Origin of the sequence: Pseudomonas sp. R3-57 (assembly GCF_051132065.1) — a bacterium.
In the GTDB taxonomy this organism is placed as follows: domain Bacteria; phylum Pseudomonadota; class Gammaproteobacteria; order Pseudomonadales; family Pseudomonadaceae; genus Aquipseudomonas.
Window position 1 is genome coordinate 2,296,627 of the sequence record NZ_CP071655.1, and the last position, 17,475, is coordinate 2,314,101.

At 55.0% G+C, this 17,475-nt stretch carries 17 protein-coding genes; 12 read left to right on the plus strand and 5 right to left on the minus strand.

From position 1 onward, the window contains the following. Nucleotides 1-94: 94 nt before the first annotated feature. From nuoF to J3P93_RS10515, 5 genes are all read right to left on the minus strand, one after another. The gene (nuoF, locus tag J3P93_RS10495) at nucleotides 95-1,450 is read right to left on the minus strand and encodes an NADH-quinone oxidoreductase subunit NuoF (protein WP_064363636.1); all 1,356 of its coding nucleotides are present in this window, start codon (nucleotides 1,448-1,450) and stop codon (nucleotides 95-97) included. Then, nucleotides 1,447-1,944 carry an NADH-quinone oxidoreductase subunit NuoE gene (gene nuoE, locus J3P93_RS10500; RefSeq protein ID WP_003223804.1) on the minus strand — a complete coding sequence of 166 codons (498 nt, stop codon included), beginning with the start codon at nucleotides 1,942-1,944 and terminating at the stop codon, nucleotides 1,447-1,449. Before nuoE ends, nuoF begins: the two co-directional genes overlap by 4 nt. 2 nt (nucleotides 1,945-1,946) lie before the next feature. Then, nucleotides 1,947-3,731, minus strand: coding sequence for an NADH-quinone oxidoreductase subunit C/D (gene nuoC, locus J3P93_RS10505; RefSeq protein ID WP_056788887.1), 1,785 nt, complete (start codon nucleotides 3,729-3,731; stop codon nucleotides 1,947-1,949). A 69-nt stretch (nucleotides 3,732-3,800) separates the two neighbouring features. After that, a complete protein-coding gene (locus tag J3P93_RS10510) occupies nucleotides 3,801-4,475 on the minus strand; it encodes a NuoB/complex I 20 kDa subunit family protein (protein ID WP_016775278.1) in 675 nt (224 codons plus the stop codon). A 10-nt stretch (nucleotides 4,476-4,485) separates the two neighbouring features. Beyond that, a complete protein-coding gene (locus J3P93_RS10515; RefSeq protein ID WP_003223812.1) occupies nucleotides 4,486-4,899 on the minus strand; it encodes an NADH-quinone oxidoreductase subunit A in 414 nt (137 codons plus the stop codon). An 869-nt stretch (nucleotides 4,900-5,768) separates the two neighbouring features. Between J3P93_RS10515 and J3P93_RS10520 the strand changes: the two genes are divergently transcribed. The 12 genes from J3P93_RS10520 to J3P93_RS10575 all read left to right on the plus strand — a co-directional run bounded on the left by J3P93_RS10520 (nucleotide 5,769) and on the right by J3P93_RS10575 (nucleotide 17,424). Further along, the gene (locus J3P93_RS10520) at nucleotides 5,769-7,019 is read left to right on the plus strand and encodes an aminotransferase class I/II-fold pyridoxal phosphate-dependent enzyme (protein ID WP_434597156.1); all 1,251 of its coding nucleotides are present in this window, start codon (nucleotides 5,769-5,771) and stop codon (nucleotides 7,017-7,019) included. Further along, entirely contained in the window at nucleotides 7,016-7,843 is an 828-nt protein-coding gene (locus J3P93_RS10525; RefSeq protein ID WP_434597158.1) for an HpcH/HpaI aldolase/citrate lyase family protein, read from the plus strand. Before J3P93_RS10520 ends, J3P93_RS10525 begins: the two co-directional genes overlap by 4 nt. Before the next feature lie 10 nt (nucleotides 7,844-7,853). Continuing rightward, nucleotides 7,854-8,378 carry a MaoC family dehydratase gene (locus tag J3P93_RS10530; protein WP_434597160.1) on the plus strand — a complete coding sequence of 175 codons (525 nt, stop codon included), beginning with the start codon at nucleotides 7,854-7,856 and terminating at the stop codon, nucleotides 8,376-8,378. Between the two features lie 50 nt (nucleotides 8,379-8,428). Beyond that, nucleotides 8,429-9,169: an SDR family NAD(P)-dependent oxidoreductase gene (locus J3P93_RS10535; protein ID WP_434597161.1), complete on the plus strand. Its 741-nt coding sequence runs from the start codon at nucleotides 8,429-8,431 to the stop codon at nucleotides 9,167-9,169. Nucleotides 9,170-9,228: 59 nt separating this feature from the next. Then, nucleotides 9,229-10,215 (plus strand): ornithine cyclodeaminase family protein, encoded by a 987-nt coding sequence (locus J3P93_RS10540; protein WP_434597163.1) that lies wholly within the window; start codon nucleotides 9,229-9,231, stop codon nucleotides 10,213-10,215. Nucleotides 10,216-10,274: 59 nt separating this feature from the next. Then, nucleotides 10,275-11,252 carry a C-terminal binding protein gene (locus J3P93_RS10545; RefSeq protein ID WP_434597166.1) on the plus strand — a complete coding sequence of 326 codons (978 nt, stop codon included), beginning with the start codon at nucleotides 10,275-10,277 and terminating at the stop codon, nucleotides 11,250-11,252. Further along, nucleotides 11,245-11,985, plus strand: coding sequence for a class II aldolase/adducin family protein (locus J3P93_RS10550; protein ID WP_434597169.1), 741 nt, complete (start codon nucleotides 11,245-11,247; stop codon nucleotides 11,983-11,985). The genes J3P93_RS10545 and J3P93_RS10550 overlap by 8 nt, the downstream gene beginning before the upstream one ends. Continuing rightward, nucleotides 11,982-13,085 (plus strand): pyridoxal phosphate-dependent aminotransferase, encoded by a 1,104-nt coding sequence (locus J3P93_RS10555; protein WP_434597171.1) that lies wholly within the window; start codon nucleotides 11,982-11,984, stop codon nucleotides 13,083-13,085. Before J3P93_RS10550 ends, J3P93_RS10555 begins: the two co-directional genes overlap by 4 nt. A 67-nt stretch (nucleotides 13,086-13,152) precedes the next feature. Next, nucleotides 13,153-13,890 (plus strand): type IV toxin-antitoxin system AbiEi family antitoxin domain-containing protein, encoded by a 738-nt coding sequence (locus tag J3P93_RS10560; RefSeq protein WP_434597173.1) that lies wholly within the window; start codon nucleotides 13,153-13,155, stop codon nucleotides 13,888-13,890. A 13-nt stretch (nucleotides 13,891-13,903) separates the two neighbouring features. Then, complete coding sequence (locus J3P93_RS10565) at nucleotides 13,904-15,121, plus strand: ATP-grasp domain-containing protein (protein ID WP_434597175.1); 1,218 nt, start codon at nucleotides 13,904-13,906, stop codon at nucleotides 15,119-15,121. After that, the gene (locus J3P93_RS10570; protein ID WP_434597178.1) at nucleotides 15,118-16,326 is read left to right on the plus strand and encodes an MFS transporter; all 1,209 of its coding nucleotides are present in this window, start codon (nucleotides 15,118-15,120) and stop codon (nucleotides 16,324-16,326) included. The genes J3P93_RS10565 and J3P93_RS10570 overlap by 4 nt, the downstream gene beginning before the upstream one ends. Before the next feature lie 60 nt (nucleotides 16,327-16,386). Then, entirely contained in the window at nucleotides 16,387-17,424 is a 1,038-nt protein-coding gene (locus tag J3P93_RS10575; protein WP_434597181.1) for a fatty acid desaturase family protein, read from the plus strand. The last annotated feature ends 51 nt before the right edge of the window (nucleotides 17,425-17,475 follow it).

Below are 17,475 nucleotides of genomic sequence, written 5' to 3' on the forward strand. Positions count from 1 at the left end.
AATGGAATCTTGTTATGCGTCCGAATCCAGTCAGCCCCGAAAGGCGTCATCGGACGAAAGGCGAAGGGCACGGACCCTTCGCCTTTTTAAGCGTTTACGCGCCGACTACGATCGGCCTTGCCAGAGGCGGGACGGCGGCGCTGACAGGCGCGATACCGGCTTCGAACTCTGGACGGAAGTATTTGATGGCACTGCCCAATGGCTCCACGGCACCCGGTGCGTGAGCACAGAAGGTCTTGCCCGGGCCGAGGAAACCGACCAGACCCAGCAGGGTCTCGATGTCGCCTGGCTGGCCCTTGCCTTGTTCGATCGCCATCAAGAGCTTGACGCTCCATGGCAGACCGTCACGGCACGGGGTGCAGAAACCGCAGGATTCGCGCGCGAAGAACTGCTCCATGTTGCGCAGCAGCGAGACCATGTTGACGCTGTCGTCCACCGCCATCGCCAGGCCGGTACCCATACGGGTGCCGACCTTGGCAATGCCACCGGCATACATTTGTGCGTCGAGGTGTTCCGGCAGGAGGAAACCGGTACCGGCGCCACCTGGCTGCCAAGCCTTGAGCTTGAAACCGTCGCGCATGCCGCCGGCGTAGTCTTCGAACAGCTCGCGGCCGGTGACGCCGAACGGCAGTTCCCACAGGCCCGGATTCTTGACCTTGCCGGAGAAGCCCATGAGCTTGGTGCCCATGTCTTCGGAGCCTTCGCGGGCCAGCGATTTGTACCAGTCAACGCCGTCGGCAATGATCGCCGGCACGTTGCACAGGGTTTCGACGTTGTTCACGCAGGTCGGCTTGCCCCACACGCCAACGGCGGCAGGGAAGGGCGGCTTGGAGCGCGGGTTGGCGCGGCGGCCTTCGAGGGAGTTGATCAGTGCGGTTTCTTCACCGCAGATGTAACGCCCGGCGCCGGTGTGGACGAACAGCTCGAAATCGAAACCGCTGCCCAGAATGTTCTTGCCCAGCAGGCCTGCTGCCTTGGCTTCTTCCACGGCACGGTTGAGGTGCTTGGCGGCGGTGGTGTATTCGCCGCGCAGGAAGATATAGCCACGGTAGGTTTTCAGTGCGCGGGCACTGATCAGCATGCCTTCGATCAGCAGATGGGGCAGTTGCTCCATCAGCATGCGGTCTTTCCAGGTGTTCGGCTCCATCTCGTCCGCATTGCACAGCAGGTAGCGGATGTTGATGGATTCGTCCTTGGGCATCAGGCCCCACTTCACGCCAGTGGGGAAGCCTGCACCGCCGCGACCCTTGAGGCCGGCGTCTTTCACGGTCTGGACGATGGCGTCCTGATCCATGTCGGCGAAGGCTTTGCGCGCAGCAGCGTAACCGTTCTTGGCCTGGTACTCGTCGAGCCATACGGCTTCGCCGTCATCGCGCAGACGCCAGGTCAGCGGGTGAGTCTCGGCCGAACGCTGAATGCGGTTGGCAGGACCGAAAGATGTCAGGGTCATACGTAGCCCTCGAGCAGTTTGGCCACGCCAGCAGGCTGCACGTCGCCAAAGGTGTCGTCGTCGATCATCAATGCCGGTGCCTTGTCGCAGTTGCCGAGGCAGCAGACAGGCAGCAGGGTGAAACGACCGTCGGCGGTGGTCTGACCCAGGCCGATGCCCAGATTGTTCTGGATTTCGCTGACCACCGACTCGTGGCCGCCGATGTAGCAGACCATGCTGTCGCAGACGCGAATGATGTGGCGGCCGACCGGTTGACGGAAGATCTGGCTATAGAACGTCGCCACGCCTTCAACGTCGCTCGCCGGAATGCCGAGGATCTCGCCGATCGCGTAGAGGGCGCCATCCGGCACCCAGCCGCGTTCCTTCTGAACGATCTTCAGGGCTTCGATCGACGCCGCGCGCGGGTCTTCGTAGTGATGCAGCTCGTGCTCGATGGCCGAGCGCTCGGTTTCACTCAAGGTGAAACGGTCTGTCTGGATAAGCGTGCTGTTCATGCTTAGCGGTCCACGTCGGCCATAACGAAGTCGATACTACCCAGGTACGCAATCAAGTCCGCGACCATGCTGCCTTTGATCACCGAAGGGATCTGCTGCAGGTGCGGGAAACTCGGAGTGCGGATCCGGGTACGGTAGCTCATGGTGCCGCCGTCGCTCGTCAGGTAATAACTGTTGATGCCCTTGGTCGCTTCGATCATCTGGAAGGATTCGTTGGCCGGCATGACCGGGCCCCACGAAACCTGCAGGAAGTGCGTGATCAGGGTTTCGATGTGCTGCAGCGTGCGCTCTTTGGGCGGCGGCGTGGTCAGCGGGTGATCCGCCTTGTACGGGCCTTCCGGCATGTTGCGCATGCACTGGTCGATGATCTTGATGCTCTGGCGCATCTCTTCGACGCGGACCATGCAGCGGTCGTAGGCATCGCCGTTGACGGCCAGCGGCACTTCGAATTCGAAGTTTTCGTAGCCCGAGTACGGTCGCGCTTTACGCAGGTCGAAATCGCAACCGGTCGAACGCAGGCCGGCACCGGTGACGCCCCATTCCAGAGCTTCTTTGGTGTTGTAGGCAGCGACGCCGACGGTACGCCCCTTGAGGATGCTGTTCTGCAGCGCAGCCTTGGTGTATTCGTCCAGACGCTTGGGCATCCACTCGACGAAATCCTTGACCAGTTTTTCCCAGCCGCGCGGCAGATCGTGGGCAACACCACCGATGCGGTACCAGGCCGGGTGCAGACGGAAACCGGTGATCGCTTCGATCACCGTGTACGCCTTCTGGCGGTCGGTGAAGGTGAAGAACACCGGCGTCATCGCGCCGACGTCCTGGATGTAGGTACCCAGGAACAGCAGGTGGCTGGTGATCCGGAAGAACTCCGCCATCATGATGCGGATGACGTCGACCTTCTGCGGCACCTTGATGCCGGCCAGCTTCTCGACCGAGAGCACGTACGGCAGGTTGTTCATCACGCCGCCGAGGTAGTCGATGCGGTCGGTGTAGGGAATGTAGCTGTGCCAGGACTGACGCTCGCCCATCTTCTCGGCACCACGGTGGTGGTAACCGATGTCCGGAACGCAATCGACGATCTCTTCACCGTCCAGTTGCAGGATGATGCGGAACGCACCGTGCGCGGACGGGTGGTTCGGGCCGAGGTTGAGGAACATGTAATCCTCGTTGGCGCCGGAACGCTTCATGCCCCAGTCTTCAGGGCGGAAACGCGCGGCTTCTTCCTCAAGCTGCTGCTTGGCGAGGTTGAGGCTGAACGGATCGAATTCGGTGGCGCGCGCCGGGAAGTCCTTGCGCAGCGGGTGACCTTCCCAGGTCGGCGGCATCATGATGCGCGACAGGTGCGGGTGGCCTTTGAAGTCGATACCGAACATGTCCCAGACTTCGCGCTCGTACCAGTTGGCGTTCGGCCAGATGCTGGTGACGGAAGGCATGCTGAGGTCGCCTTCGGACAAGGCGACCTTGATCATCACGTCACTATTACGCTCCAGCGACATGAGGTGATAGAACACGGTGAAATCGGCGCCGGTCGGCAGCCCTTGACGCTTGGTGCGCAGACGCTCGTCCACGCCGTGCAGGTCATAGAGCATGACGTACGGCTTGGGCAGGTTGCGCAGGAAAGTCAGGACTTCAACCAGTCTGGCGCGGGCCACCCACAGCACCGGCATGCCGGTGCGGGTTGCCTGAGCGGTGAACGCTTCGGCGCCAAAGCGGTTGTTCAATTCGACGACCACATCCTGGTCGTCTGCCTTGTAAGGCGGGATGTACAGAGCACTGCCTGTAGTCATGGTTATTTTTTCGCTTTCGGTCAACGTAAAGAATGAAGCCAGCTTCTCGTTACTAAGAACAGATCTGGATCAGACTTCGTCAGGGCTGCGCAGATTGGTGACTGCGATTCGCTGTTCGCGGCGCTGTTCCTTTTGCGAAGGCATGTCGGCGCGATACACGCCTTGATCACCAACGACCCAGGAAAGCGGACGACGCTCCTGTCCAATCGATTCCTGCAACAGCATCAAGCCTTGCAGAAATGCTTCCGGACGGGGCGGGCAGCCAGGTACGTAGACGTCCACGGGCAGGAACTTGTCCACGCCTTGAACCACGGAGTAGATGTCGTACATGCCACCGGAGTTGGCGCACGAACCCATGGAAATCACCCATTTCGGTTCGAGCATCTGCTCGTAGAGACGCTGAATGATCGGCGCCATCTTGATGAAGCAGGTACCGGCGATAACCATGAAGTCGGCCTGACGCGGCGAGGCCCGGATCACTTCGGCGCCAAAGCGCGCGATGTCGTGGGGCGCCGTGAAGGCGGTGGTCATTTCCACGTAGCAGCACGACAGGCCGAAGTTGTAGGGCCACAGGGAGTTTTTACGCCCCCAGTTGACCGCGCCACTCAGCACGTCTTCCAGCTTGCCCATGAAAATGTTTTTGTGAACTTGATCTTCTAACGGATCGGCAACGGTTTCCCGCTGGCCAATCGGATACTGCTCGTTAGGAGCATCGGGGTCGATCCTGGTGAGATTGTATTGCATTGCCAAAGCCTCATTGTTTCAGCTTCGCCTGCCGCTTGCGACGAGCTTCCGGAGCCCAGTCAAGGGCGCCCACTCGGAACAGGTAGACAAGACCTGCCAACAGAATTGCTATGAAAACGAGAGCTTCGACGAATCCGGTCCAGCCGCTTTCGCGGACGGACACAGACCATGCAAAGAGAAAGAGGGCTTCGATATCGAAGATCACGAAGAGCATCGCGACCAGATAGAATTTGGCTGAGAGCCGCAAGCGGGCGCCACCGGTAGGTAGCATGCCCGACTCGAACGGTTCGTTTTTGCTGCGACCCCAGGCTTTTGACCCAAGGAGGCTGGAGACGCCAAGCATGAAGGCACACAGGCCGACGACACCCAGAAGGAAAATGGCAAAGCCCCAGTTGTGGGCCATGAGTCCTGTCGCTTCGGGCATGCTGGTAATCCTTAACAGAGAGCAAAGGTCTCTGAGCTTGATAAAGAAATAAGGCAGTGACGATATGTCGCAGCAATCAATCGGGCTGATTTTATGGCTAAACACCCGGCAAGTAAAATTCCTGTAGCGAAATTATTTATTGGAATAAGGACCTAGCGCACCTTGACTGGGCTGAAACCCAGCAGTTGCGGGGCATTAGCCGGCTTTTCAATAATTGTGTTTTGCAGCAGGTGTAACGAAATGGCACCTCAAATGATAATGAATATTGTTTGCGTTGTTGTCAGGGTTTTTCAGACATTTTGCAGGCGCAAAGTTATTGGTAGGTGAGATACCAGGCAACTTGCGCGTTCGGTTTTTCCATTTTTTTTCAATTGGACTGCTCCAGATCAATATTCTGTTTCTTCCGTCGGGCCTTTGCCTCGCCCGGAACGGTGATCCGGGCGTGCACATGTCGTGTTGTTGGTTTCTCGCCCCTAAGGGATCTGCTTGCATCGGCGGTGGAGGCTCGATAGGTCGGCATTGACTTGCGCGGGACAAGTGGCCCGTCGTTTGAAAAGCCTGCATGGACGGTCACGTGCGGTGCAATGCCTCATGGTTTTTCCCGACAATGTTTAGATAATCCGTAAATATTAACCCTTGGCATTACTCTCTTTGGTTTGTTTGCGAGTGACTTATAAAAACACTTGACGTTCCTCTAAGTGATTTGCATATTGGCTCGCGCTGATCGAGTTAATGTTGTATTGCTTAAACCCAAACGGATGCCTTGGGTTGTCTTTCTTATCGTTTAATTCCTCAGTGTGATAACAATGGTATGTCATGTCTGCGGAGTCGACGTTTATTGAAGCTTGTCTATTGCAAGGGAGATGCGAATGTCTGATTCAAAAAATCAATATATAAATACCGCCAGGACTGTCGAGATTGGCAATCCATCATGGCAACTCGCCCAGGACTCCGGGCTGACTGACTTGAGTGTCAGGCATATCGCTCATAGTCGTATGATCGATCAGAATGAACATGCCTTTATGAATATGTGCTCATGTTCTTATCTGGGGCTTGAGATTGATCAGCGCCTGGCTCAGCGCGCTGCAGAATACGTGCTGCAGAGCGGCACCGTAAATCTTCCCACCTCGCGTATCCGGATTCGTCTGAAAGAACTGGATGAGCTTGAGCAAGCCATGTCTGCCCAGTTCCGCTGCAGTGTGTTCACGGCAACTTCCTGTAGTGCCGGCATTGTTGCCTCCTTGCCCTTGCTTGCGGCAGGTATGTTCACAGACGGGCAACGGCCTTATCTGATTTTCGATAAACATGCTCACTTTGCATTGAATCAGGTGAAAGCTATTTGTGGGGATGAAACCCAGGTTGTGACTTGCAATCACAATGATGTCGAATTTATCGAAGATATGTGCAAGCGTCACCCATTGGTTGCTTATGTAGCTGATGGTGCATACAGCATGGGTGGCAGCGCACCTATTGAGCGACTATTAGAGCTGCAGGACAAATATGGCTTGTTTCTATACTTTGATGACTCGCACTCATTAAGTGCTTATGGTGAGCGAGGCGAGGGATATATTCGAACATTCATGCCTGAGCTCAGTCCTCGGACCATGCTTGTCTACTCTCTGGCCAAGGCTTTCGGGGCCAACGGTGGCGGCATATTCATGTCAGAACGTGCAAACTACCAGCAGATCTTCCGCCGTTTTGGCGGGCCAATGTCCTATTCGCAATATGTTAATCCGGCCACCATCGGCGCTGCGATGGCGTCGCTGGATATTCACAAGACGCCTGAACTGGGTGTTTTGCAGCAAAAGCTCGACTCCAATATCCGTCTTTTCGACAGCCTGTTCACTACAGAGCACGCAGGTTCGGGTTTGCCTATCCGGGTGATTCCTCTGGATAGCCCGGATATGGCTGTTCATGTATCGGAAATGGTGTTCAAGCGCGGGTTTTATACCTCCGCCGTGTTTTTCCCGATTGTTGCGAGGAACAAATCGGGACTGCGCGTGATGATGCGTGCTGATATGTCCCACGACGATATCCGAGAGTTCTGCGCAGTCGTTCGCGCCGAAGTGGCGCTGGCACGACAGCATTTGCAACCGGTACGGAGCCATGAATCCCGATGAGCAAACCAGTCCCGAGAAGCCTGCTTTATTGTTCTGCGCTGCATCCTGAGCAATATGCCAAGAGTGCCCTCACAGATGTCATGGTGATTGATCTGGAGGACGGTGTCCCTCACGCGCAAAAAAATCAGGCGCGGGCGTGCGTCGATCGGTTTTTTGCAACGGAGACCTCGAAACGTACAGCCCTGCGCATCAACCCGCTCCGTGATAACGAGGGATTGCTCGATCTATTGCTCCTGCAGTCACTCAAGCAGCGACCCGAATTCGTTGTTTTGGCGATGACCGAGGCCGCGGCTGAAATAGAAGTGGTGCGCGCCAATCTGATCCGAGAGGGAGAGGCGCCGAAAATTCTCGTTACGGTTGAAACACCGGCGTGTCTTCGTGACATATATGCAATCGCTTCCGCTGCGGATGGCTTGATCTTCGGTTCGGCGGACTACGCTGCAAGTCTCGGAGTGCAGATCGGCGGGTGGAGCAATATCTTCCATGCCCGCTGCAGCATTGTTGCGGCGGCAAGTGCCGCGGGCATTCCCGCCTTCGATACTGCGTATTTCAATCTCGATGATGACGCAGGGCTGCTTAAAGAATGCCAGGACACTCGTGAATTGGGCTTTAGCGGCAAAACTTCCATTCATCCTCGACAAATTTCCATCATCAATGAAGCGTTCACTCCCTCTTTGGCAGAGTACGAACATGCTTTAGCGGTGGTGGAAGCGTCCCAATCGAGTGGTGACAAGATCACCCGGCTGAAAAACCTCATGGTGGGGCCGCCATTCGTCAAACAGGCCAGGAAGTTGGTTCAGCGCGCCCGTGAACTGGGCCTTTGAGGAGAGCAGTATGGAAACTTTGATTCCTGCACATGAGCAAGTCGGTGCTAATCGTTACCGCGAGTCTTATGGCCTGCATTACGAAGAGTTTGTGGTGGGTGATGTATTTGAGCATCGCCCTGGCCGCACAGTGACCGAGCTGGATAACATCTGGCAGTCGTTGATGAACATGAATAACCATCCTGCCCATATCGACGCGGCTTACGCCAGTCGCACAGAATTCGAGAGGTTGCTGGTAAACAGTTCGGTGACGTTATCGATTGTCAGTGGCATGACCGTCGCAACGATGAGCGCCCGCGCAATCGCTAATCTTGGCTGGGACGAAATTCGGCTGCCCAATCCGGTATTTGTCGGCGACACCCTGTATGCCGAAAGCGAGGTGGTCTCCAAGCGTGAGTCCCGCTCGCGTCCGGGCCAGGGCATCGTCACTATCAAGGTCATTGGGCGCAAGCAAGATGGTGCTCCGGTGATTACCTATCTGCGGACCTTTTTGGTTCCCAAGCAAGGCCACTCTCAGGACTACCCTATTGGCTGACTGTTTCGGGATACCAACGTTGCAGGGGTGGTGCAAAAAAGGAGCATTGCATGGGCAAGCTGGCAGTGATTACGGGCGGGAACTCGGGCATTGGCGAAGCGTGTGTCTGGCGTTTTATCAGAGAAGGGTATGAGGTCGTTTTTGGCGGGCGACGGGAAGCACAGAACCAGGCATTGAGTGAGCGTATCAAAGAGTCCGGCGGACTTGTGCATGGTTATTCAGTCGATCTGCGGGACTCTGCCGCACTGGCGGATTTTTTCCGCAGGATTGCCGCTGATCATCCGCCTGTGAAATGTCTTGTAAACAGCATAGGTATTGAAGGTACACCGTTCACATTGACCGAGGACTACTGTGACACGGTTTTCGAAGATGTCATGGCGACCAATGTAAGAGCCCCATGGCAATGCATGAAGGCCGTTCTACCTACGATGCGGGCGGCAGGAACGGGAAGTATCGTCAATGTGGCGTCGTTGGCCGGGATTCGTGCCAGTGCAACGGGGGGCTCGGTGTACTCGGCGAGCAAGCATGCGCTGGTGGGAATGACGCGTGCCGCAGCCCGGGAATATGCGCCCTTTGGCATTCGGATCAACGCGGTGTGTCCAGCATTTGTCCGGACACCTTTATCGGAAGGCATTCTGGGGGATGAGCTGGAGGCAATGGGCAGGTCACATCCCCTGAATCGTATTTGCGAAGCCGAGGAGGTGGCCAGTGCGGTCTATTGGCTAAGTTCCACGCAGGCATCTTTTGTTACCGGTATTGCAATGCCGGTGGATGGAGGCACTCAGGCGTGAGCGCAACCGGTTGAGGACAATCGGTTATTCAAAAAAGCGTGACTGGACAAGGAAAAGCCATGCTGCTTCTAAATCGCGAAGATATCGAGCGTTGTATCGAGTTTCCCACGATCGTGCGCGCGCTGGAGGATGCTCTCCGAGGATTCATGTGGTCGGCTCCTGTGGTTCCACAGCGTTTGATTATCGAGCACGAGCCCAAAAAATCATTTTCGTTGTTTATGCCGGCCTTTCTTCCGACGACCCAGACGCTGGGTGTCAAAGTATCGTCTTTTCACCCCGGTAACTCCGCGCGCGGGCTAGCGGCCGTCAACGGCGCAGTATTGCTGATTGATGTCGACACCGGACGTCTTTTGGCGATGCTCGACAGTGGCGCCTTGACTGCCATTCGCACCAGTGCGATGAGCGCGTTGGCGACAGACATACTCTGTCCCCGGCGGTCAATCAACCTGGCGGTGATAGGTGCAGGAGCTCAGGCCGCTGCTCATATCCGAGCGATGGCAACTGTCAGGGAGTTGAAACAGGTGAGGATCTTTTCTCGCCGTCTGGCCAGCAGCATCGCTTTGGCCGAATGCCTTCGCGCTGAGCTGAATCTGCCAATTGAAGCGGTCTGCGAGATCGAACAGGCACTCGAAAACGCCGATGTCGTTTGCACAACCACGTCCCATGACAGTTCTCAGCCTTTGATCAGCGCCCATCAGCTTGGTCCCGGTGTGCATATAAATGCCATTGGCGGCAGTACGGTGCAGGCATGTGAGATCGATCCCTGTCTGCTCAAAACCGCGCGAGTCTATGTCGACAATCTGGCGGCGGCATGTCGGGAATCGGGGGAGATTTCCCAGGCATTGGCGAGCTCCGCGATTGACAGAAAAGACGTTCTGGAATTGGGGAGTTTGCTCTTGGGACGGTCTTCGCCGGAGGCCTCTGATAGCCGGAGTTATTTTCGCAGTGTGGGACACGCCAGTCAGGACATGGTGGTCGCTGCCTGCCTATACGCAGTGGCCAAGACAGGACGCATTGGAAAAAACTGCGACTACTTTTGCACTTGATGTAGCTCTTTGGAAAACCGGAACCGCAAATCCATCTGATAGACAAGAAAGGGATGTTCATGAATATTCTGATGATCGATTCGCAGCGCGTGAATTATGTCGACTCCGGAGAGTATGTCTCGGGCGCCAGGCAGCAACTTTTCAAACTCGAAGTGACGTCTAAGCCTACCAACGAGCAGTTGGCCCGGGCCGACGGCATTATCGCTTTTCACTCAGTAGTGGTCGATGAAGCACTGATTGCCAGGATGGAGCGTTGTCGGGCGCTCGTAAAGGCGACTATTGGTCTTGATGATGTCGACGTCGATGCGTTGAGCTCCAAAGGCATTCTCTGCTCCAACATTGGTTCCGTGGGCGCGCAGGAGGTGGCGGAGCACGCAATGGCATTGATTTTACTCGCCCAGCGCAAGCTTCTCGAATATGCCGCTCATACCCGCCATGGCGGCTGGAACTGGCGTTCCCATACAGGTGAAGTCAATGCCTGTAGCGATACGGTTCTGGGGTTGATCGGATATGGCGCAACAGGACGGGAATTGGCGCAAAGAGCTGCGGTCATGGGCTACCGAATCTGTTTCTACGATCCATGGATCAAGCAATGTGCAGGCGATGTCGGCCAGTGCAGCACGCTTGAGTCTTTGCTGGAAGTCGCTGATGTCATCTCCCTGCATCTGCCGTTGACGCCCGAAACCAGAAATCTGCTAAGTGACGCGCAATTTTCGTTGATGAAGTCCGGCGCCACGATCGTCAACACGGCGCGCGGGGGCATCGTCGATACCCAGGCGCTACTTCGCGCGCTTGAATCGGGACAAGTCTCGATGGCATTGCTGGATGTCGTGCAAGAAGAGCCGCTGGTTCCGCAGGCACTTCTAGAGCACGAGCGGGTGTTTTTGACGCCGCATGCCGCTTTCTACAGTGCGCGTTCTCTGGCCCGGTTGAAGGCCGATGCGCTGGATACTTTGATACGCCTGTTGAATGGAGAAAAGGTCAAAACCCTGATTAATCCAGAATGTCTGCCCGAGAAGGTAGAACAACATGCCTGAGTTGAAATTAACCGGCGATACCTCACACTCCGGGCTGCCCGCCTGGTTCGACCTGGAAATTGGCACCAGCATTCTGCAGTACGGTCAGCGCTTGGCCGCGCGACAGTTGCTGGTAAACACTCTGGGTAATATTGCGGTTCGCAGCCAATGTCCATACTGGCAACGCGAAGTGATTTATACCAAACACAGGGGAGTTTCCCTGGAGGAATGCGGCCTGCAACATCTGGCGGTGCTGGATATGCGCTCCGACGAGCTTCTGCACGGGCGCTTCAGGCCCAGTCTCGGGCATCAAATGCATCGAGAAATCATGCGATTGCGCTCTGACGTGAATGCCACCGTGCACCTTCATCCTAACGATGTCATCGCTTTTTTCTCGGTCATGCCTTGGCATCAAATGGAGTACGTGTCGAACGACACGGCATTAGTGATGGGCAAGCCCCCCTACATTCTGGGCTCCGGCGTAAACATCGAACTGGATGTCAGTGCCATAGGCCGCTGTGCCAACGATACCAACTGCATTGTGATGCCCAGTCATGGCATCACCTGTTTTGGCCGTGATCTTTCCGAGGCGTTTCATCGAGCGGTGGCATTCACTGCGGAAATCAGCCGTCTGATCACCAGCCAGTGTCTTGCGGCCGCCACAGGCAGGTCGGTGGCATATGCCAGTCGTGAAGACGTCGCGCAAATGTACGAGCTGGGCGAACACGTGATCTACGGAGGGATGTACACATGAAAATTCATGAGCATATTTCGCGTTCCGGGCTATGGAGGGCACCGGAGCGTGACCTGTCATCCATACTGTTGGACTTGAACGAAAACCAATTCCTGCAGGGGTTTCTGGGGCAATTCATTGCCAGCGAACTGAGACCAGCAGACCTTTTTACCTACCCTAATTATCGACCGCTTCTGGAGGAGCTGGCTGCTTACTGCAATGTTTCCAGCGACCGTTTACTGCTCACCAATGGTGCGGATCAGGCGATCGATCTGGTAATACGCTTGCTTTTCTCTCCCGGAAACAGGGTCGTGGTTCCCTCTCCGGTTTTCTCCTTCTATTACCAGATGCTCAGCATCAACGGTGTCGAGCCGGTCATTGTCGAGTTCGAAAAACAGGTTCAGGGATTTGGCCTCTCAACTGCATCCGTGGTCGAGGCTTTGCAGACCAGCCAGGGACTTATCTTGTGCAATCCCAACAATCCTCTAGGGGTAAAACTCGACCCTGAGCAACTGGCAATCCTGGTCGACGCTTGCGTCAAACAAAACAAACCGTTGATTGTGGACGAATGTTACTTCGAGTATTTGCAGCATTCCTGTCTGACCTTGTTCGGCAACGTCCGGCAGTTGTTTGTCATTCGTTCTTTTTCGAAATACTTCGGCCTGGCCGGATTGCGTCTTGGGTACGTGGTTACGCAACCGGAATCGGTTCGTGAATTGATGAAAGTTCGTGGCCCTTGGGATGTGAATCATGTGGCGGTCAAAGCAGCGATGTACTGCTTGCAGAACCAGGCAACGCTGAGGTTGGCTCACGAAAAACTCGATCGCATCAAAAGTGACATTATCGAAGTCTGTCGTGCCAACTCGATTGTCGTTCTCGAAAGCGATACCAACTTTCTGTTGATTCAGGATCAGCATGACGGTCGTCTGGCTAATGCGTTTGCAAAGGCCGGGATTCGCGTAAGCGACTGTTCGCAATATCCGCACAGTTTTGGTCTGCTTGACAATATGCTGCGCGTGGCGGTGCCCGCGTCATCGGATCTCAAGGCATTACTGATGGCGCTACTGCAGGGCACTGGCAGTGCTGCTGGCTGGAGCGATCTGAAAATTGCGATCAGGTAATGCGTACTTGTCAGAATAATCCTCGGTGAGTGCGTGTTTCCATTGGATTCAGAGCAGGATGCATTGAATGAAAGGACGTCATCAGTACTCGTTGATCAGAGAACTCTATACCACCATGCCACGGGGCATTCCCTTGGATATGCCAACGCTGCAAAAAATTGGAATTTCCAATCAGCGTGCCGCCAACTATGCAAAAAGTGGCTGGTTGACCCGTGTGGCTCATGGCGTTTATGCACTTCCCAATGAGCCTTTGGGTTTGCCAGCGGCACTGTCGTATCTGTCTCGTAATATCGATGGATTGCATATCGGCGGCTCGAGTTCGTTGCTAACACATACAGGGCAAACGCTGGTGCTTTGGGGAGACGCGCGGCTGAGCTTGCCCCGCTGGTTCTCGGAGCGCTTTGGCGCACGCTACACTCATGCTCGGCTGTTTGATTGGAGTGTCAGCAGCGTGCAGTGCGTAACGTTGATGGATGCATCACAAGCCTTGGGCGGCATTCAATGCTCGACGCCTGAGCGAGCATTACTGGAAATGCTCTATGAGATAGGTGGCAAGCAATCACTTGAGGGTGCCCGGCAGATCTTTTCTCAGGTGGGCGCCTTGTGCCCGGATACCGTGGGCTATCTGTTGAAGTGTTGTACCAGCGTGAAAGCGGTGCGCCTGTTTTTGAAATGGGCGCGTGAGACCGGCGTGCTCAACGTCGATGAGGTGCTCCGTCAGCACTGTATTCCTGTGGGCAGTACCAGTCGCTGGATCACTCGGCTGAAGGACGGTTCGATGCTATCTTTGAAACCCTATGGATAGGGATACCATCAAGATGAATCATATTTTGTTGTTGGATGCAGGGAATCAGTATTACCGCGAATTTGCCTTGGCTTCGCTGGCTAGACAAGCCCCCGTTATCCTGGTTGGCAAGAATCTGCCCGAATGGGCGGATGGCTATGTGAGCCACTGGATAGCGGCAGATCCGGAGCAGGTTGACGACATTATTCGGCAGATTGATTCTATCGGTCTCGAACTGCTGCTCGTAGTGACCTACTACGAATTCTACGTCGAGGCAGTCGCGCAGTTGTCTGAACATTACGGCCTGCGCGGCAACAGCCTGAACACTGCCCGCATCAGCCGTGACAAGCAGCTCATGCGGCAGGCTTTCGCCGAGCATGGAGTCTCTTCACCTGTTTCCCTGTTGGCCTGCGACGATGAAGAAATCGTCTCGGCGGCGCGCAGGATCGGGTTTCCGGTAGTCATCAAGCCAAGAAAACTGGCGGGCAGCATTGGCGTTGTGCTGGTGGACAGCGAACAGTCTCTGCAAGCGGCGATTACCGCCAGACACGCCAGCGACAAGCTGGTCCGCACGAGCAGTGTGGTGCTGGATGATACGTTGGTTGAAACCTACGTCGATGGCCCCGAGATCAGCGTGGAGTGTCTTGTTGTTCAGGGTAAGGTGAACATTCTTGCGTTGACTCAAAAACGTTTGGGGAGCGCTCCTTATTTCGAAGAAATCGGGCACCTTGTTTCATTCGAACCGGATGATCAGGCGCTGCCTGCGGAGGTCTCCCGGTTGGTGGTTGCCGCTCATGAGGCTTTGTCCGTTGAGTGGGGCATTACTCATACCGAAATTCGTTTGGGCAGGGGCGGCCCGAAGGTCATCGAACTTGCTACGCGTGCGGGTGGTGACCAGATCCTCAAACTGGTTGAGTTGGCCTCGGGCCTGGATCTGTTCAAGCTGCTGGTAGACAGCTACCGGAATCTACCGCTAGCGCTGCAGGCCACGCGGGCAAGGGTGGCCAGTATCGATTTCGTATACCCAGCGGTAGAAGGGGTGTTCGAAGCTGTGCGATGCGCTGGCGCCGTGTTTCCTCAGGGCGTTTCCTCGCAGTTGGTTGTTGAAGCGAGCGTCGGGCGCACCTTGAAAACGCCGCCAGAGGCATTTCTGGATCGGGCAGCCTTCATCATCACCCAGGCAGACACCACACAAGATTGCCGTACTGCCAGCGCCGCGCACCTACGCAGCGTCGAGGTCATACTCTCGTGAAGATTTCGCTGCAAGTTTTCTGTTTGGCGGCAGATATGCGCAATGTCGTTTTGCTTAGGTTCCTGTTCGTTATGGCAAACGCCTTAGGGCCTTTCGCTGCCTTGTTTTTTCAGCGCCATTATCAACTCGACAGTGCCGCAGTGGCCTTGGTCATCACGCTGATGTCGGCTTTTTACCTGGTCGGTAATCTGCTCGGCGGGGCGCTGGTCGGGCGCTTGGCATTCCGGACGTTGCTACTGGCCACGTCATTGTGCTCATCGATGTTTCTGATGGGCGCTGCCATATTCAATTCGCCGACAACCTCGATTGCAATGGTGTTGTTGTTCATGTCGTGTGCGGGTCTGATAACGCCAGCCTTCAGCGTTCTGACGTCATTGGCCGCTGATGATGACAACCGGATCGCCTCCTTCGGGTATTTGCATCTGGCGAGCAATCTGGGAGCTGCGCTGGTATTTGTCGCAGGTGGGTATCTGCTCGACATCGATAGTCGCTTTCTGGTGTTCTTCTCCATCATCGTGAGTGCAATGTGCGTGGTGGCGAGTGCTTTTCTGGCTTTGCCAGGGCGTTCAGCGACAGGACAGCAGACCGCAAAGGCCTCTTTGGGGGCGATGATTGATGTGCCTCGAATCGTGATTGTTGCAGGTGCGATGTTTTTTGCATTGTCAGTGCTTGATGCTCAGCGTGAATATCAATTGCCGCTTTGGCTCGACGTTGTGACGGCGGGGGAGGCTGCTACCGTGTTTGGTGCGGTCGGTATCGTCAACGCTTTGCTGGTGATTGCGTTGACACAACCCTTGATAGCATTGACGTCTCGTTTTGGGGCACTGAGCAACTTGTCACTGGCAGCGATCTTTTACGGCATCGGTTTTGGTGCCTATGCCATTTTTGAGCAGACCGCGCTGATCCTGTTGTTCGTATTCTTTTGGACTTTGGGTGAAATTCTTGGCATCACCTACATCACCGCGCTGATCTCACAAAAAACCACGTTGCAAACACAGGCCACTCTTTTTTCCCTGATTCCGATTTTGCTCGCGGGAGCGAGAATCGTCTCCGTAGGGCTGGGGGCTTCATTGATCACCGGCGTAGGATTCAAGTTGAGCTGGAGTCTCTACGGTGCAATGGGGATTCTGTTTGGAGTCGGCTGTCTTATCGCTTTCGTCAAGGCAGCTTCACCTCGGAGCGTTTCATCACCGGAACGGAGCTAAAGTGGGCGAGTGAAGCCAGTTGGATCTTTACAAATTTCAACGGAAGAAGGTGTGTTCAGGATGAGCGCTACAATTCAAGATATTTATGAGCGGCTGTATACGGTTTGTCCCAGCCTGATCAAAACCCGTGACTTCGAAGATATCGACGTCACGACCAATCGAATGATTTTCTACGGTCTTGTGCTGGTCAACGGTTATCAGTTTCTAATTGCCCCCTGGTTGATCGCGATCAATGCCTGGTTTGCACTGACATTGCTGCCGACGTTGTTGTTTGCTTCCACTACGGGAGTCATGGTGCATGAGGCAATCCATGGTCTCTTGCATCCCAATCCGCTGACGAACAGGCGTATGGGTCAAGTGATGGCTGTATTCATGGGGATTTCCTATGACCTGCAGAGGTTTGACCATCTGCGACATCACCGAATCAGCAGAACACAACAGGATTGTGATGAGGTTTACATCGCTGAGCGATCGTCACGGCGCAAGGTGTTGGGCTATTACTACCGAAAACTGTTCGGCGCCTATTGGCATGACTTTGCACTGACGGTCATCGTCTGTTTTCTGCCCGTGCGATATATCTATTCGGTGATGAGCTGCATTTATGGAGTAACTATCGATCCGGGAGATCACTCGGCGTTGTCCATCACCATTCGTAATCGCAAATTGAGTGCGCTGCGCTGTGAAGGAGCGTGTATCTTTTTGTTACTGACCTGTAGCGTTTATTTGTACTGGGGAAACCTCTGGGTGTTGATTGTGCTGTATCTGGCAAGAGCTTTCATACTGACAGTGCTGGACAGTTTTGCTCATTATCAGACGCCTCTGAACGATTCCGTATTTGCGCGCAATGTAAAGGTCTCATTTTTTATTGAGCGGGTATGTTTGATGAACTTCAATTACCACGGTGCGCATCATATTTTTCCTACAGTGCCTTGGAACAAAATCCCACAGTATATGGAGCATTTTCAGCCGCACTTTTGCCTAATTACTCACGGAAGTCTGTATCGATCGCTAAAGTCGAAATATAAACCTCCTCGAGCGTTCCGTGTATGGCCAACGGGTTGGTTGCCCGGTGGACGCAGCGAAGGAAAAAACTGCTAGAGTCCAACGCCTTGTCTTATTTAAAGAGTGGATTTGAATGCCGCTGGCATT

What these genes read in the sequence shown, in the direction of transcription:
- nuoF (WP_064363636.1), bottom strand. Translation starts at nt 1,450, where the DNA reads ATGACCCTGACATCTTTCGGTCCTGCCAACCGCATTCAGCGTTCGGCC.
- nuoE (WP_003223804.1), bottom strand. Translation starts at nt 1,944, where the DNA reads ATGAACAGCACGCTTATCCAGACAGACCGTTTCACCTTGAGTGAAACC.
- nuoC (WP_056788887.1), bottom strand. Translation starts at nt 3,731, where the DNA reads ATGACTACAGGCAGTGCTCTGTACATCCCGCCTTACAAGGCAGACGAC.
- J3P93_RS10510 (WP_016775278.1), bottom strand. Translation starts at nt 4,475, where the DNA reads ATGCAATACAATCTCACCAGGATCGACCCCGATGCTCCTAACGAGCAG.
- J3P93_RS10515 (WP_003223812.1), bottom strand. Translation starts at nt 4,899, where the DNA reads ATGCCCGAAGCGACAGGACTCATGGCCCACAACTGGGGCTTTGCCATT.
- J3P93_RS10520 (WP_434597156.1), top strand. Translation starts at nt 5,769, where the DNA reads ATGTCTGATTCAAAAAATCAATATATAAATACCGCCAGGACTGTCGAG.
- J3P93_RS10525 (WP_434597158.1), top strand. Translation starts at nt 7,016, where the DNA reads ATGAGCAAACCAGTCCCGAGAAGCCTGCTTTATTGTTCTGCGCTGCAT.
- J3P93_RS10530 (WP_434597160.1), top strand. Translation starts at nt 7,854, where the DNA reads ATGGAAACTTTGATTCCTGCACATGAGCAAGTCGGTGCTAATCGTTAC.
- J3P93_RS10535 (WP_434597161.1), top strand. Translation starts at nt 8,429, where the DNA reads ATGGGCAAGCTGGCAGTGATTACGGGCGGGAACTCGGGCATTGGCGAA.
- J3P93_RS10540 (WP_434597163.1), top strand. Translation starts at nt 9,229, where the DNA reads ATGCTGCTTCTAAATCGCGAAGATATCGAGCGTTGTATCGAGTTTCCC.
- J3P93_RS10545 (WP_434597166.1), top strand. Translation starts at nt 10,275, where the DNA reads ATGAATATTCTGATGATCGATTCGCAGCGCGTGAATTATGTCGACTCC.
- J3P93_RS10550 (WP_434597169.1), top strand. Translation starts at nt 11,245, where the DNA reads ATGCCTGAGTTGAAATTAACCGGCGATACCTCACACTCCGGGCTGCCC.
- J3P93_RS10555 (WP_434597171.1), top strand. Translation starts at nt 11,982, where the DNA reads ATGAAAATTCATGAGCATATTTCGCGTTCCGGGCTATGGAGGGCACCG.
- J3P93_RS10560 (WP_434597173.1), top strand. Translation starts at nt 13,153, where the DNA reads ATGAAAGGACGTCATCAGTACTCGTTGATCAGAGAACTCTATACCACC.
- J3P93_RS10565 (WP_434597175.1), top strand. Translation starts at nt 13,904, where the DNA reads ATGAATCATATTTTGTTGTTGGATGCAGGGAATCAGTATTACCGCGAA.
- J3P93_RS10575 (WP_434597181.1), top strand. Translation starts at nt 16,387, where the DNA reads ATGAGCGCTACAATTCAAGATATTTATGAGCGGCTGTATACGGTTTGT.